Annotated in this window: 14 protein-coding genes; all 14 read right to left on the minus strand. The window is 32.8% G+C overall.

Annotated elements, in window-relative coordinates; all coding sequences use genetic code 11:
* Positions 1-487 (minus strand): lipopolysaccharide biosynthesis protein (locus AC1DUW_RS12240; protein ID WP_477642621.1); only part of this gene is annotated, 487 nt, incomplete at its 3' end.
* A gap of 46 nt (positions 488-533) precedes the next feature.
* Complete coding sequence (locus tag AC1DUW_RS12245; protein WP_477642622.1) at positions 534-1,679, minus strand: glycosyltransferase family 4 protein; 1,146 nt, start codon at positions 1,677-1,679, stop codon at positions 534-536.
* Position 1,680: 1 nt separating this feature from the next.
* Positions 1,681-2,805, minus strand: a complete 1,125-nt coding sequence (gene wecB, locus AC1DUW_RS12250; protein WP_477642623.1) for a non-hydrolyzing UDP-N-acetylglucosamine 2-epimerase — start codon at positions 2,803-2,805, stop codon at positions 1,681-1,683.
* Positions 2,806-2,808: 3 nt separating this feature from the next.
* Complete coding sequence (locus AC1DUW_RS12255; RefSeq protein WP_477642624.1) at positions 2,809-3,918, minus strand: capsular polysaccharide biosynthesis protein CapF; 1,110 nt, start codon at positions 3,916-3,918, stop codon at positions 2,809-2,811.
* 100 nt (positions 3,919-4,018) lie between these two features.
* Entirely contained in the window at positions 4,019-5,050 is a 1,032-nt protein-coding gene (locus AC1DUW_RS12260; protein WP_477642625.1) for a polysaccharide biosynthesis protein, read from the minus strand.
* Between the two features lie 19 nt (positions 5,051-5,069).
* Positions 5,070-6,272 carry a glycosyltransferase family 4 protein gene (locus tag AC1DUW_RS12265; protein ID WP_477642626.1) on the minus strand — a complete coding sequence of 401 codons (1,203 nt, stop codon included), beginning with the start codon at positions 6,270-6,272 and terminating at the stop codon, positions 5,070-5,072.
* A 19-nt stretch (positions 6,273-6,291) separates the two neighbouring features.
* Positions 6,292-7,482 (minus strand): LegC family aminotransferase, encoded by a 1,191-nt coding sequence (locus tag AC1DUW_RS12270; protein WP_477642627.1) that lies wholly within the window; start codon positions 7,480-7,482, stop codon positions 6,292-6,294.
* Between the two features lie 91 nt (positions 7,483-7,573).
* Positions 7,574-8,215, minus strand: a complete 642-nt coding sequence (locus tag AC1DUW_RS12275) for a NeuD/PglB/VioB family sugar acetyltransferase (protein WP_477642628.1) — start codon at positions 8,213-8,215, stop codon at positions 7,574-7,576.
* The gene (locus tag AC1DUW_RS12280; protein ID WP_477642629.1) at positions 8,205-8,834 is read right to left on the minus strand and encodes a sugar transferase; all 630 of its coding nucleotides are present in this window, start codon (positions 8,832-8,834) and stop codon (positions 8,205-8,207) included. Before AC1DUW_RS12280 ends, AC1DUW_RS12275 begins: the two co-directional genes overlap by 11 nt.
* Before the next feature lie 175 nt (positions 8,835-9,009).
* Positions 9,010-9,903: a UTP--glucose-1-phosphate uridylyltransferase GalU gene (galU, locus tag AC1DUW_RS12285; protein ID WP_477642630.1), complete on the minus strand. Its 894-nt coding sequence runs from the start codon at positions 9,901-9,903 to the stop codon at positions 9,010-9,012.
* A gap of 18 nt (positions 9,904-9,921) precedes the next feature.
* Complete coding sequence (locus tag AC1DUW_RS12290) at positions 9,922-11,742, minus strand: polysaccharide biosynthesis protein (RefSeq protein ID WP_477642631.1); 1,821 nt, start codon at positions 11,740-11,742, stop codon at positions 9,922-9,924.
* 393 nt (positions 11,743-12,135) lie between these two features.
* The gene (locus tag AC1DUW_RS12295) at positions 12,136-12,900 is read right to left on the minus strand and encodes a tyrosine-protein phosphatase (protein ID WP_477642632.1); all 765 of its coding nucleotides are present in this window, start codon (positions 12,898-12,900) and stop codon (positions 12,136-12,138) included.
* Positions 12,901-13,036: 136 nt separating this feature from the next.
* A complete protein-coding gene (locus tag AC1DUW_RS12300; protein WP_477642633.1) occupies positions 13,037-13,714 on the minus strand; it encodes a CpsD/CapB family tyrosine-protein kinase in 678 nt (225 codons plus the stop codon).
* A gap of 38 nt (positions 13,715-13,752) precedes the next feature.
* A complete protein-coding gene (locus AC1DUW_RS12305) occupies positions 13,753-14,433 on the minus strand; it encodes a YveK family protein (RefSeq protein WP_477642634.1) in 681 nt (226 codons plus the stop codon).
* Between the last annotated feature and the right edge of the window lie 557 nt (positions 14,434-14,990).

Consider the following 14,990-nt stretch of genomic DNA (forward strand, 5'->3'; position numbering starts at 1 on the left):
GTATTATTCCCTTTGTTATTTCTCTTAATACAGAAATACTCGCTATTAATGAATACCTCTTTTCTCTATTATTATGGCTATTAAAAATGAATCTCAATCCATTAGTTAAAACGATTAAAGGAATTAACAAAGCGTACATTCCTATTTCTTCAAATGAATTATTTCCAATAAACAGCATTACTACAATAAATAAAGTGTACATTAATGATGTTAAAAAAACAGTAATAATGCCTGCATCGGTCAATAGTTCAGCAGTTTCATCATTGTCTTCTATTACGATTAGCATTTCTAATTTTAGTGATGCTACGGGAATTATCAAAGTAGCCATAGAAATAATGAACGTATAAATACCTAGCTCTTCTGGTGTTATTAGTCTTGTTAATATAGGTTGAATTAGAATATTCATCAATTGTGCAATGATTGTTCCCAACCCTAACGAGATGATTCCTGACCATTGACTTTTTTTAAAATAAGCTTTTGGATTCATAAAGAACCTCATTTATAATTTTTTTATTTAATCTTGTCATAAAGCCTTATATGAACAAGTTATAATTCCCCTCAATATCTTCTACATTATTAGAAGTTTGTTTACCATATTCAAAAGCATTTTTTGATATCTCTTGATATTCATTATTATCTAAATTAACACATTTTTGTAAAACTTCAGAAAAAGCATTTTCATCTGTCAGTTTAATATCCCAACCAACTTGTTTTTTTCTCAATTCTCTCCAAGGCGTCTGATCACTTATAATAACAGGGCACCCTCCAATAAGAGCTTCGGAAATAACATGACCAAAGTTCTCTCCTAAAGTTGGAAAAAGAAATATATGATGCTCTTTAAATATATCCATAATGTTATCGTGATCTATTGCACCTTTATATGAAACCTGTATGCTTTTAGGTAACTGTTCTATTACTTTTTCGCATTCTGACCAATAAACCTTATCTTCTAAGGGACCATATATATTAAATTCTATTTTGCCTTGAATAGCTTTTAGGAATTCTATGGCCTTTTTTAAATTTTTTTTAGGATGAATTCTAGAGATAAAAACAACTTTCAATTCACCCTTACTCTTCTCAATATCTTTGTCATACTTGAGTTCCTTGTAGTTAGCAGTTAAGTTATTTGCAACCTTTATATTTGCTTTTTTTCCAAATATCGATTCAATATCATTTTTTTCTGTCTCTGCTGTTGCATGCCAAGTGATATCTTTATACAAGCCCAAGGCTTTAGCTATTTTTATATATAGCTTCTTCTTTCCACTTTTTAAACCTAATGCTCCTGGTGAAAACTGGCCTCTAGGAGCTAAAACAATCTGCTTTCTAGGTATTTTTTTAATTTTGCTTAGTAATACAGGGACAGTGCTAAATTTATATGAGAAAAAACTATTTAGATAAATCACATCGTAATTCACGCTATTAATTAAATTAGCAGTTTTTCTCCATGTTAATTTAGAAAGGTCGGTATAAAAAACCTTAGCATCCCCAACCTGTAACCATTCATCTATTATTATATTGTCAAAAGGCTTATCATCACCTAAATCTCTATCAGCAGCAACTATATAGCAGTCCACTCTTTCTGAAAGGTTATCCACTAAATTCTTGATAGATTGTATGGGGCCTCCACCTTTTATACTGGGAATATAAAATCCAGCACATATCAAAACTTTCTTTTTCATACTATTTCCCCCAAACAACTCTATTCACATAATCCGTATAAGACAGTATAATCCTTAAAACCTTATCAGATACATTTGGCATACTATAATCTACAACAAGCCTTAATGTGCTTTTTTCTTGTGTTTCTAATACTTCCAAACCCTGTAATATTCTTTCCTTTTTCAAACCAACCATCATAACCGATGTTTCTTCCATTGCTTCTGGTCTTTCATGAGCTTGTCTAATATTGAGTGCTTTAAATCCAAGAATAGAAGACTCTTCACTAATCGTTCCGCTATCACTAAGAACTGCTTTAGCTTTAGTTTGAAGCTTCACATAATCATTAAACCCTAAAGGTTTCATCGTTTTTACTAACGGATTAAACTCTATCCCTTTAGCTTTAATCATATTTCTAGTTCTTGGATGTGTACTTACAATTACAGGCATATTATATTTCTCGGCAATAACATTTAAACTATCTACTAAATTCATGAAATTAGTTTCTGAATTAATATTTTCTTCTCTATGAGCTGACACTACAAAATAATTTCCTTCTTCAAGATTTAATCTCTCTAAAACATCTGATTCTTCAATGTCAATTTTTCTTGAATTGAGGACTTCAAACATCGGACTTCCAGTTTTTATTATTCTATCTGCAGRTAGTCCTTCTCTTAACAAATATTCTCTTGCAATGTCACTATAAGTTAAATTAATATCAGCTGTATGATCGACAATTTTTCTATTAGTTTCTTCTGGTACTCTTTGATCAAAGCATCTGTTGCCTGCTTCCATATGGAAAATAGGAATATGTCTTCTCTTAGCTGCAATAGCACATAAGCAGCTATTCGTATCACCAAGTACCAAAATAGCATCTGGTTTTACCTTTTCCATAATAGGATCAATTCTAATCAAAATATTCCCGATAGTTTCTACTGCCGTTCCGTTTGCAGCATCAAGGAAATAATTAGGTTTTTTAAGTTTAAAATCATTAAAAAACACTTCATTTAATTCATAATCATAATTTTGACCYGTATGAACAAGTATATGTTCTACAGAATCTGACTCTTCTAATTTATTAATAACAGCAGATAACCTTATAATCTCAGGCCTAGTACCAACGACTGTCATTACTTTTAATTTCTTCATTAATTATACCTCCAAGAAGTAAGTATCTGGTTTTTCTGGATCAAAACATTCATTAACCCACATTACTGTTACAAGATCGCTTTCTCCTACATTTACAATGGAATGTGTATATCCAGTAGGTATATCTACAACTTGTAACTTTTCGCTGCTTACTCTATATTCAATAATTTCATCTGAATCTATCTTTCTAAATCTAATAAGTCCTTCTCCGCTTACTACTAAAAATTTTTCATTTTTAGTATGATGCCAGTGGTTTCCTTTGGTAATGCCAGGTTTTGATACATTTACTGACACTTGTCCTCTTTCAGGAGTTCTAATAAACTCTGTAAAAGAACCTCTGTGATCACAATTCATTTTTAAATCATAGGAAAAGTTGTCTTCTGGTAAAAAGCTTAAATATGTACTGTAAAGCTTCTTCGTTAAGGCGTCTTCCATATTAGGAATGCTTAACTCTACTCTACTTTCTTTAAAGCTTCTTATACGTTCAGCTAAATCACCTAATTTAATAGTATGTGTTGTTTTCACAAAGCAATATTGATTCTTTTTWGTCGGATTTCCTTCTAAAGCGTTTAAAAACTCTTCTAGAATATCATCAATATAACAGAGCGTTAATTGGGCATCTCGATTGTTAATTTGAATATCTATATTTCTAGCGATATTATAACAATACGTTGCTACAACCGTGTTGTAGTTAGGTTTACTCCACTTTCCAAATAAATTAGGAAGTCTGTATACCATTGCTTCAGCTCCTGTTTGATAACTATATTCAAACAGGACATCCTCACCGGCTTTTTTGCTTCTGCCATATGGATTATCTTTTTCAGCCTGTATAGAAGAAGTAATAAGCACAGGTGACTTATTATTATGTTTTTTTAATAGTTCTAGTAATCCAAGTGTAAAATGGAAGTTACCTTCCATAAATTCTTTTTCATCATCAGGACGGTTTACTCCCGCCAAATGAAAAACAAAATCGCATTCTTTTGTATAAGTGTCCAATAAAGACGGTTCCGTTTCTCTAGTAACCTTAAGAATGTCTTCATAACCTTTATTTTTTAATTCCGCAATTAAATTTTTCCCTACAAATCCATTTGCTCCTGTAACGAGTATTTTCACTATTAAACCAACCTTTCTAAGTACCTAAAAAAGAAAATATTATAGATGAAGCTAATACCTGAATACGGATAAGGCGAAATAATTGCTTCATGTATTATTTTTATTTTGAAGAAAGTACCTTCATATCCTTAAGTTCATTTTGAACATACTCTAATTCAAGAAGTTTTTCTTTAATCTGTTCTATACTTAAGATTTGCGTATTATGAGAGTTATATTCTTCTTCAGTAGATAACTTTTTATCTCCTTCAGCAAAATATTTATCATAATTTAAATCTCTTTTATCTGCTGGGACCCGGAAGAAACCACCTAAATCCTCTGCAACTACATATTCTTCTCTCGTAAGCAGGGTTTCATATAATTTTTCTCCATGTCTTGTACCTATAACCTTAATCTCATTATCTGCCTTAAATAATTCTTTAATAGCTTGAGCTAAATCTCCAATGTAACTTGCAGGTGATTTTTGTACCATAATGTCTCCAGCTGCTGCATTTTGGAACGCAAATATAACTAGCTCGACTGCTTCTTCAAGACTCATAAGATACCTAGTCATATTAGGGTCGGTAATGGTTAAAGGCTGACCACTTTTGATTTGTTCAATAAATAACGGTATGACAGATCCACGTGAGGCCATTACATTACCATACCTAGTTCCACAAATAAGTGTTCTTTCTGGATCAACAGTTTTTGCTTTAGCAACAAAAACTTTTTCCATCATGGCTTTTGAAATCCCCATGGCATTAATTGGATAGGCTGCTTTATCAGTCGAAAGACAAATTACCTTTTTGACTTCATAATCTATAGCCGCTGTTAGAACATTATCAGTCCCTAAAATATTGGTTTTTACAGCTTCTAATGGAAAGAACTCACATGAAGGAACTTGTTTTAGAGCAGCTGCATGGAAAACATAATCTACTCCGTGCATGGCATTTTTCACACTTGCAAGATCTCTAACATCCCCTAAATAAAACTTAAGTTTATCGTTATTAAATAATTTTCTCATATCGTCTTGCTTCTTTTCATCACGTGAAAAAATCCTAATTTCTTTTATATCAGTATCTAGGAATCTTTTCATAACTGCATTTCCGAATGAGCCAGTTCCGCCAGTTATTAATAATGTTTTATCATTAAACAAATTTGATACATCTCCCTCATTATAGGTGCTTGATTATTATTTCAACGGTCTTTTTTATATCGTAGTTTTCTTCCAAGTATAGCCTACCAAATTCCCCCATTTGATCTCTTAATCTTTTATCTAATGAAAGTTTTATTGCATTACCAATAAAAGAATTCAAATCGCCACTCTCTGACCAAAGACCACTGCCTGATTCTTTTAGTACATCTTTTAAATCAGTATTTTTATCTGTTGCCGCTAACACTGGAATAGAGTATTCCATGTATGCAGTCAGCCTAGAGGGAAAGTTAGGGATAGTAAATCTTTTGTCTAAAAATATTAATCCTACATCAGCAATTTCAAGTAATTGGTCGTATTCATTCTTAGGCATCTTATTATATAGTCTTACATTTGTAGTTTGAATAGAATCTATGTGATGGCGAATTTTTTCATATTCAGTACCCGCCCCTACAATTAAAAGGAACCCATTATCTACTTGATGAAAATTATCAGCTACCTCTAGTAAAAACTCTATCCCCTGAGGTTTTCCTAAGTTCCCACCATAGACAAATAGAGTTGAATTTTGTGGTATGTTATATTTTTCAAAAAGTTCTTTATTTTTATTTGTTCTATTTACTCTTTCAAGAGGTTCAATTGAATTAGGGAAGATCTCTACTTTCTTCTTATCTATAAAAGGATTATGTTTTAGTACGTAATCAACATTCCCTTTAGACATACAGCCAATCATATCTGAATTTACATACAATCTTTTTTCTTTTTTTCTAAAGTGTTTCCATATAAGGCTTCCTTCTTTTATTACATTAATATCTACAGCATTTTGTGGAAAAATGTCTTTAAGTACAAGATATGTTTTACTTTGGTGTTTTTGTTTAAAATATTTCACAACTTTTTCAAAGGTTATAGGAGGGGTCGAATACATAACCATATCAAAGCGGACATCGGAAAAATATCTTTTAACCGCCTTTAGATATTGTTTCTCTATACTAAGTGTTGATAGACCTTTTTCAATAAAGTTAACCTTCGTTATATTCCCAGTTTTCACTTTCAGAATATTAATGTTTTCAATTATAGAAAGCTCTGTAGGTAAATTTGTTCTCTTTTCTCTTGGAGAAACTACATACATATTTATTCCTATTCTTGCAAGTTCTCTTACTAGATCAGTATAAATGCCTCTTTCATTTACATTCTCCATATTTGATAATGTCAAAAATAATACATTCAAAACTCTCACCTGCTTGGGCTTAAATTAAAATTGATTTTCCTTTAAAATATTGAAGTGACTGTAAAACGCTTAAAACATCTTCTACAGCTAAATTACTACTACAAGGCACATTAATCAGATTTTTCTCATAAAATTCTGCTTTCTCAATCCTATATCTTTGGCTACCTAAATATGGTTTTTGCTTATGAATTAACCTCCATAAAGGTCTTGTTTGAATATTGTTTTCATTAAGTGCTGTTAATAATTCGTCCCTATCCATCCCATATTTTTCTTTATTGACTATAACTGAATAAAACCAATGATTTGATCTGGCCTCTTCTGTAAATGGTAATAATGAAAGACCATCAATATTCTCGATAGTTTCTTTATATAAATTATAATTTTTAACCTTGGTCTCTATAAAACTTTCCAATCTATCCATCTGATCAGTCCCAAAGGCTGCTTGTATATTTGTCATTCGATAGTTATATCCTACATCATCATGAATGAAATATAATGAATCTGTTTTAGCTTGAACTGAAAGAAAGGCAATTTCATCTAATAACTTTGAGTTATTAGAAACTACCATACCTCCTCCACCAGTTGTTAATATCTTATTTGCGTTGAACGAGTATACTCCTATGTCTCCAATGGTACCACAGTGCTTATTAGCATATTTCCCTCGTAAATAATAAGAACCAAGAGCTTCAGTTGAATCTTCAATGAGTTTTAAATTATATTTTTCTTTAATTTCCATAAGTTTTTCAATATTTAATGGATTTCCAAATACATGAACAGCTATTATAGCTTTAATAACTTTATTTGTATTTTTGTTAATTACCTGTCCGTCTTTTTGGATACATTCATTTTTTAAAAACTCTTCTAACTTTTCCATATCCATGTTAAGACTATCATCACAATCCATAAATACAGGTTCAGCCCCCATATATTTTATCGGGTTTACTGCAGCTATAAATGTTACTGTTGGTACAATAACTTCATCTCCATGCTCAACGCCCAGTACTTTCAATGCTAAGTGCAAACCCGCTGTTCCATTTTGACACCCTATAGCTCTTTCTACCCCTACATATTTTGCAATTTTAGTTTCAAACTCCTGAATAAATCTTCCTCCAGTAGATACCCAACCTGTCTCAATAGTTTCTTTAACATTCTCTAAGATATCTAATGAAAGATTTGGTACTGAAAGTGGAATTAATTTATTATTTAACATAATATCTCTTCCTTCGCTCTATATTTATGTATAAAATTTCAACTTATTATTTCTTTCAGTGGTCAAATTTTTTCTATTAACCTAATGAAAGCTATAGAATATCTCGAATTTTCTTAGCAGGTATACCTGCATATACACATTCTTTTTCAACGTTTTTTAATACAACTGCTCCAGCTCCAATAATTGAGCCTTCACCAACCAAAGATACGCCTGTAACTATAGTAGAACCCATCCCAACAAATACATTATCTTTGATAGTAATTGATGCCCCAACTCCTGATAGAGTAGATATTAGACATGCTTTTCCTAATGAAGAGTGATGGGCTATAACTACATTGGGACTTATAATACAGTAATCTGAGATATTAGTTTTAGTCCAAATATATGTATTCCCGTGTATATATACACCCTTTCCTATTTTTGCACTCTCACTTATAACAGCTTTGGGATGAATTAAAGTTGGAGTTAGTCCACCTTTGGAGTTTATTTTGTCCATAATTTCGCTTCTTACTTTGTTATTTCCAATAGCTACAATATAATTATTATTGTGAATATCTTCATCTCTAAGATTAGAAAACTTCCCCTTAACTTTCACTTCCATTATTAAGCTATATACTTTTGAATCATCCTCATCGTAAAAACCTTTTACATTATAACCATTTAGGATGGCTAATTYGTACATTACTTCCCCGTAAGTCCCTGCTCCAATTATATAAATATCTTTATTTTCCATAATAGCTCTCTTTGGTACCACTAAACTTTTTCATTGTAATACCTTCTCCTTGGTTAATATCTTGTCTCCTAAATACTTTTAGAATGGTCTTTAATATTATCTTAAAATCTAAATAGAAATTAAAATGATCTACATACCATACGTCGTAACTAAATTTGTCTTCCCATGATATAGTATTTCTACCATTAACTTGAGCTAGCCCCGTAATGCYTGGCCTAACCTCATGCCTTCTAGCTTGTTGTTCATTATATAAAGGAAGATATTCAACTAGTAACGGCCTTGGTCCCACTAGACTCATATCCCCCTTTAATACGTTGATGAGCTCCGGCAATTCATCTAAGCTTGTGCTTCTTAAAAGCTTGCCAAATTTAGTATGCCTCAATTCATTTGGTAAAAAATTACCATATTTATCTGTCGAGTTTAACATGGTCCTAAATTTAATCATTTTAAATATTTTCCCATCTTTCCCAGGTCTAGCTTGAACAAAAAATATTGGACTACCTAGCTTTTTTACTATCAATATTGAAATGATTAAAATGATTGGGCTTAACGCTATAATTCCTATAAAAGAAAGTAAAATATCCAATGTTCTTTTAATGATTAGTTGGAATTGTCTCAAATAAGGCACCTACTTTATGCTTTGATTTTCAGATAAAAAGCTTCTTTTGTATGATGAAATAAACAAGTGACATTATCCTTCATTTACTTAAAATAATATCTTCTATTTTTTAAAAAGAGTCCGCACATACTATAAAAAATCATTTAAGTAGGCGGTACAAAATAATTTTTAAAATTCATTTTTGTATTAAACTCGACCTTTTCTCATTGATTTTATAGTCCATAAATTCCAGTAAGTCATTTCTAAGTTCCTTATCCTGAAGCGCAAACTCTAACGTCGTTTTTACAAACCCTAACTTCTCCCCAACATCAAATCGTTTTCCTTCAAAGTCATAAGCAAAAACTCGTTGTATTTGATTCAATTTCTGAATGGCATCAGTTAACTGAATTTCTCCTCCTGCACCAGCTTCCTGCTGATCAAGAAAACGGAAGATTTCAGGGGTAAGAATGTATCGTCCMATTATTGCTAAATTAGAAGGAGCTGTTCCTAAAGCTGGTTTTTCTACAAAGTTTTCAACTTGGTAAAGTCGGCCATCATGAAAAGAAGGATCTATTATCCCATAGCGATTTGTTTCTTCGTTAGATACAGTTTGAACTCCAATTATAGAATGATTTGTTTCTTCATACTGATTAATCAGCTGCCTTAAGCATGGAGTTTCACTCTGTACAATATCATCACCTAATAGTACAGCAAAAGGCTCATCCCCAATGAATTTACGTGCGCACCATACGGCGTGACCTAATCCTTTGGGCTCCTTTTGTCTAATGTAATGGATATTAGCAAGGTTAGTGGAGTATTGTACCTTATTGAGCAAATCTGACTTTCCTTTTTCCATTAGATTTTGTTCAAGTTCAGGAGCAAAATCAAAATGATCCTCAATTGCACGTTTGCCTTTTCCAGTTACGATTATAATATCTTCTATTCCTGATGCAACGGCTTCCTCCACGATGTACTGAATCGTTGGTTTATCAACAATTGGCAGCATCTCTTTTGGCATGGCTTTTGTGGCAGGTAAAAACCTAGTACCTAAACCTGCTGCAGGAATTATAGCTTTTCTGACTTTCTTCAATTATATTCCTCCTTAAATCTATTTCACTACTGAAAAAATATTGTTCTTTCTCCTATTAGCTAAATTTATAACGAATTCTTTAAGTTCTATTGAAGATAGAGTATCGTGTGCGCTTAGAAGGTACTGTATTTCCTCTTCCTGTTCCAAGACTGCTTTCCCAATAAAGATCTTAGGGAACACAGCTACACTATGAACCTCTTTCTCCCCTAATAGTTCTTCATACATCTTCTCACCAGGTCTGATTCCAGAAAATTCAATTCCAATTTCCTCAACTGTATAACCCGAAAGTTGTATAAGATTTGTCGCTAAATCTACAATTTTAACTGGTTCACCCATATCAAGTACGAAAATCTCTCCACCACGTGCTAAAGAACTAGCTTGAACAACCAACCTAGATGCTTCCGGTATAGTCATAAAGTATCTGGTCATATCTGGATGGGTTACTGTTACTGGTCCACCTGCTTGAATTTGTTTCTTAAATAAGGGAATTACACTCCCTCTACTTCCTAAGACATTTCCGAAGCGCACGGCAACAAATTTTGTTGTGCTATTTTTAGCTAACTGTTGTATGATCATTTCAGCAATTCGCTTTGTCGATCCCATAACGTTAGTTGGGTTAACGGCTTTATCAGATGAAATCATCACAAACGCCCCTACACCAAACGTATCTGCCGCCTCTGCAACATTCTTTGTACCAAAAACGTTATTCTTAACTGACTCACGTGGATTGTATTCCATTAGTGGAACATGTTTGTGTGCAGCCGCATGGTAAACAACATCAGGACGGTGGGTGTCCATCACTTCAAAAATTCTTTCTCGGTCCTGAATATCTGCAATAACAGGTATGATCTCGATATGATCTGCATATAACTTTTTCAGTTCCATATCAATTTGATAAATACTATTTTCTCCATGTCCAAGTAGAATAAGTGTTCCAGGAGAGAATCTGCATATTTGACGACAAATCTCGGAACCAATAGATCCCCCAGCCCCAGTTACTAAAATGGTCTTGCCGGTTACGTATTTCGAGATACTATTAATATCTAGCTCAATGGGTTCTCTTCCTAATAAATCTTCTACTTCCACTTCTTTAAATTGATTAACAGCTACTTTTCCTAACATAATATCTTCAATCATCGGCATGATCTGTGTTTTTGCATTTGTTTTCACACATTCATCAAAGATGACCTTTAATTCTTTTTTACTTAATGAAGGAATCGCAATGACAATATTATCAATATGATATTTTTCAACCATTTCAGGAATATGTTTAGAGTTGCCAACAACGGGTATTCCTAAGATGTCTAATTTGTCTTTTTTCGGGTCATCATCAATGAAAGCTACTGGTTTAAGTGCTGTATCATGATTATTAAGAAGTTGACGCACAACCATGGTTCCTGCCGATCCCGCCCCAATAACCAATGTATTTTTGATTTCGATTTGATTATTTACTAAGCGGTCACGCAGCATTCTCCAAGAAAAACGAGAACCACCAATAAGGATAACATGCAACATCCACGTTAATGCCAAAGCTCTTACATACACATCTTGAAAAACCAAAACTTGGATTATGACTACAGTAATAACTGAGAAGGTTACAGCTTTTACTATGGATATTAACTCTCCGATACTTGCATACTCCCATGCCTTTTTATACAGCTTATAAATAGAAGCAAAAATATGATGGCTAATTAATAGAGAGACTGAGCTGACTAAGAGTCCTGTTAACTTAAATATTTCTAAATATGGATGAAGTACTAAATAACTTACATAAATGGCCGATAATACAATTAAGGAATCTAAAAGTGCCAGTAGTGTTAGTCGATTTCGGTAGGCCAACCAAATTTCCCCCTTTAAATAATGCTTACATGATAATCACTTTTAAATTCAGCAAAGAGCAGTATCCTCTAATGCTCTCAAGCCCTTTCTTTTTAATAAAAAAAGGTACTTATTTCATTACATAACTAGTTTTAATATTCTTCAACGATTATCAGGGCTCTCAAAGTATAATGTTTCCCTTCTGTAGAGCTTCTGTTCTTAATAGTCTTTGTCAGCGTGGTAACTAATTGGTTTAATAAGACTAATGGAGCATCAGTTTTATGTAATGTAGTGCTTCTTTATGAATTTTGGATAATCCCTCTACACTGAATTTTTCTAAATACCCCCACAAAACTTTACACATAATTGAATGTTTTATATAATCATGTAAGCGTTTCCTGATTAACTATAATTCTAAAAGATTCCTAAGATCTTCTTTTTAAACGGTACTGGTTTTTCAATAGAAGGACCTTGTCCCTGAATAAGCTGTTCAGCATTTTCTTTGAAATAAAATGCACGCTCGATTCCATATGTTTTTGTGATTGTTTCATAGGCCTCATGTAAAGTGAATCCCCTAGAGGCAATATTATGGGCATCTGTTGCAATAAAATGAGCCAAATTATTTTCAATAATTTTTTTTGAAAATGACTTAATATTCTTACCAAAGAGACCGGTAATACTACCAGAGGTAAGTTGAGTTAAGGCACCTTCTTGAACCAATTTTAATAATAGATTATGATTCTTTAACAATTCCTTATTTCTCTCAGGATGCACAATAATTGGTGTAATCCCTTTTAACAAAAGCTCATAGACCAGTTCTTGTGTGTATGTAGGCACATGTCCTGACGGGAGTTCTAGCAATAAATACTTGTCGGTATTATCAAGCGTTAGTACTTCTCCCTTATCAAGTGAAACAAATAATTCTCTATGTATTCTCAATTCTTGTCCAGGATGAACAGAAAGAGGAATATTCTCTTGTTGTAAGCACTCATTTAAATCAAATACACGATCAATAATGTTATCCTTCACATTTACATATTTCTCATTTAAGTGATGTGGTGTGGCAAATAAATGAGTTATCCCTGCTTCTACCGCTTTCTTTGCCATGGCCAAGCTTTCCTGCATATCAGAGGATCCATCATCAACTCCAGGGAGAATGTGGCAATGCAAGTCAATCAAATTTCACACACTTCCTTTATATAAATGGGATAATAGACTTAATCACTTAGAAATCAGATAGGAATTAATACCCTGTTAATAGTAGCATGAAAAACTGCTATAAAATAGGGTATTAATTTGTCGAAAAATATTTTATTTAGGATTGATAGTAATAATAATTGCTGGTATCTGATTCCGTTCCATTCAACACGACCCCAAGTAATGCCGTATTAGCTTTTTCTAAAAGGTCTTTTGCTTTTACTGCGCTTTGTTTGTTTGTCTTGCCGCTTGCCACTACCATAATCACGCCATCACATTTATTAGCTACAATTTGAGAGTCAGCGACTACAAGAACTGGCGGTGTATCAAAAATGATATAATCATAGATACCTTTTAGTTCATTAATAGCAGTTTCTATCGCTTTGGAATTTAATAACTCTGATGGATTAGGTGGTATCGGTCCACTTGTTAAAATGTCTAGATTTGAAACATTTGAATTCGAGATAGTTTTTCTTAAGTCCATTTTCTTTGTCAATACGCTAGTTAGTCCATGTATATTACTAATGTTAAAAGCATAATGAATGGATGGTTTCCTTAAGTCCGCATCCACAAGTAATACTTTTTTCTCTTCTTGAGCTAGCACAATCGCTAGGTTGGCAGCTGTAGTCGATTTCCCATCATTAGGCTCCGCGGAAGTAACCACAATGGTTTTGATTTCTTTATCCACTGAAGTAAATTGTATGTTTGTCCTAATTAATCGATATTGTTCAGTAATAGGCGATTTAGGATTAGTTTGCGCAATTAAATTCACTTGTTTTTCATCTTTCCTTCTCAAAAATCCCACTTCCTTTCTTAATGTCACTGAATGGTTCTTTATTTATTTTGCGATATTTTTTGGATGGATCCAAGTAATGGCAAGTCAAGGAGTGTCTCAATATCCTTTTCATCTCTAATCGTATTATCCATGTACTCTAGTAGGAATGCCAAGCCTATTCCAGCCATTAACCCAACTACCACCGCAATAGCGATATTCAATAATGGAGATGGTTTTACAGGAGTTGGATTTCCCTTTACTTCTGCCTTAGCAAGTATGCTAACATTGTCGACATTCATGATATCTTTGATTTCCTTTTGGAATGTTCCAGACACTGCGTTTGCAATTTCGGCTGCCTTGGATGGATTACTATCTTGAACCGTTAAACTGAAGACTTGAGAATTTTCTTGGCTGTTAATCGTAATTTTTTGACTAAGTAGATCCACGCTTTGTTCTAGTTCAAGATCATCTATGACCTTCTCTAAAATAGCAGGGCTTTTTATGATCACACTGTATGTATTGATCATGTCAATATTAGATCGTATTTGATTTGAATCAGGTTGGTTCTTCGATTGATTCTGATTAACTAAAATCTGTGTGGATGATTCGTAAACAGGTGTTAATAAAAAATAAGATATTGCACCACTAATCAACGCGGCGATTAATGTCAATAGCGTTATTAACTTCCAACGTTTCTTTAATGTTTGAAAAATATCTTTAATACTAATAGTTTCTTCCATATTATCCTCCCAAAATGTTAAAAATGACCTATTGCATTATACCATGATATTACCTATATTTATGTTTTTTCTAGAAATTTTACATGAAATTTACATTGAATGAATACTTTTTCAATAAAAAAATGCTTTCAAAAATTATTAACGAAATAATTACAATTCAATTTAGCGATTTCATATCAACCCCCGCCTAAAAACCCATTCAAAGAATGGGTTTTTAGGCGGGCATTCAGTAAATATTAGTAAACACTACATCCACCTTGAGAACTAATGATATTAGAAATAATTATGAAAAGCAATACCTAACTAAATGCCTATAGAAACAATAAAATCTGCCTATACCTATGATTGGGTCAAGTATTTTAGTGCCTATTTATCATTAAAAATAGTGAAAAACTGTGTAAACTTAAAGTGGTGATAGTTAACATTGAACTACCCACCACTTATCGACCTTACGGTCTGATTGAAGTGGGGGATTCCTAAGAACATTAGCCTATCGGCCAATTTTTAATTAGGCTACTCCCGTAGTTCCTACGGTTAGAAGCCTTATGGCTTCATTC

The sequence above is a fragment of the Peribacillus sp. P4_C12 genome, assembly GCF_056402095.1.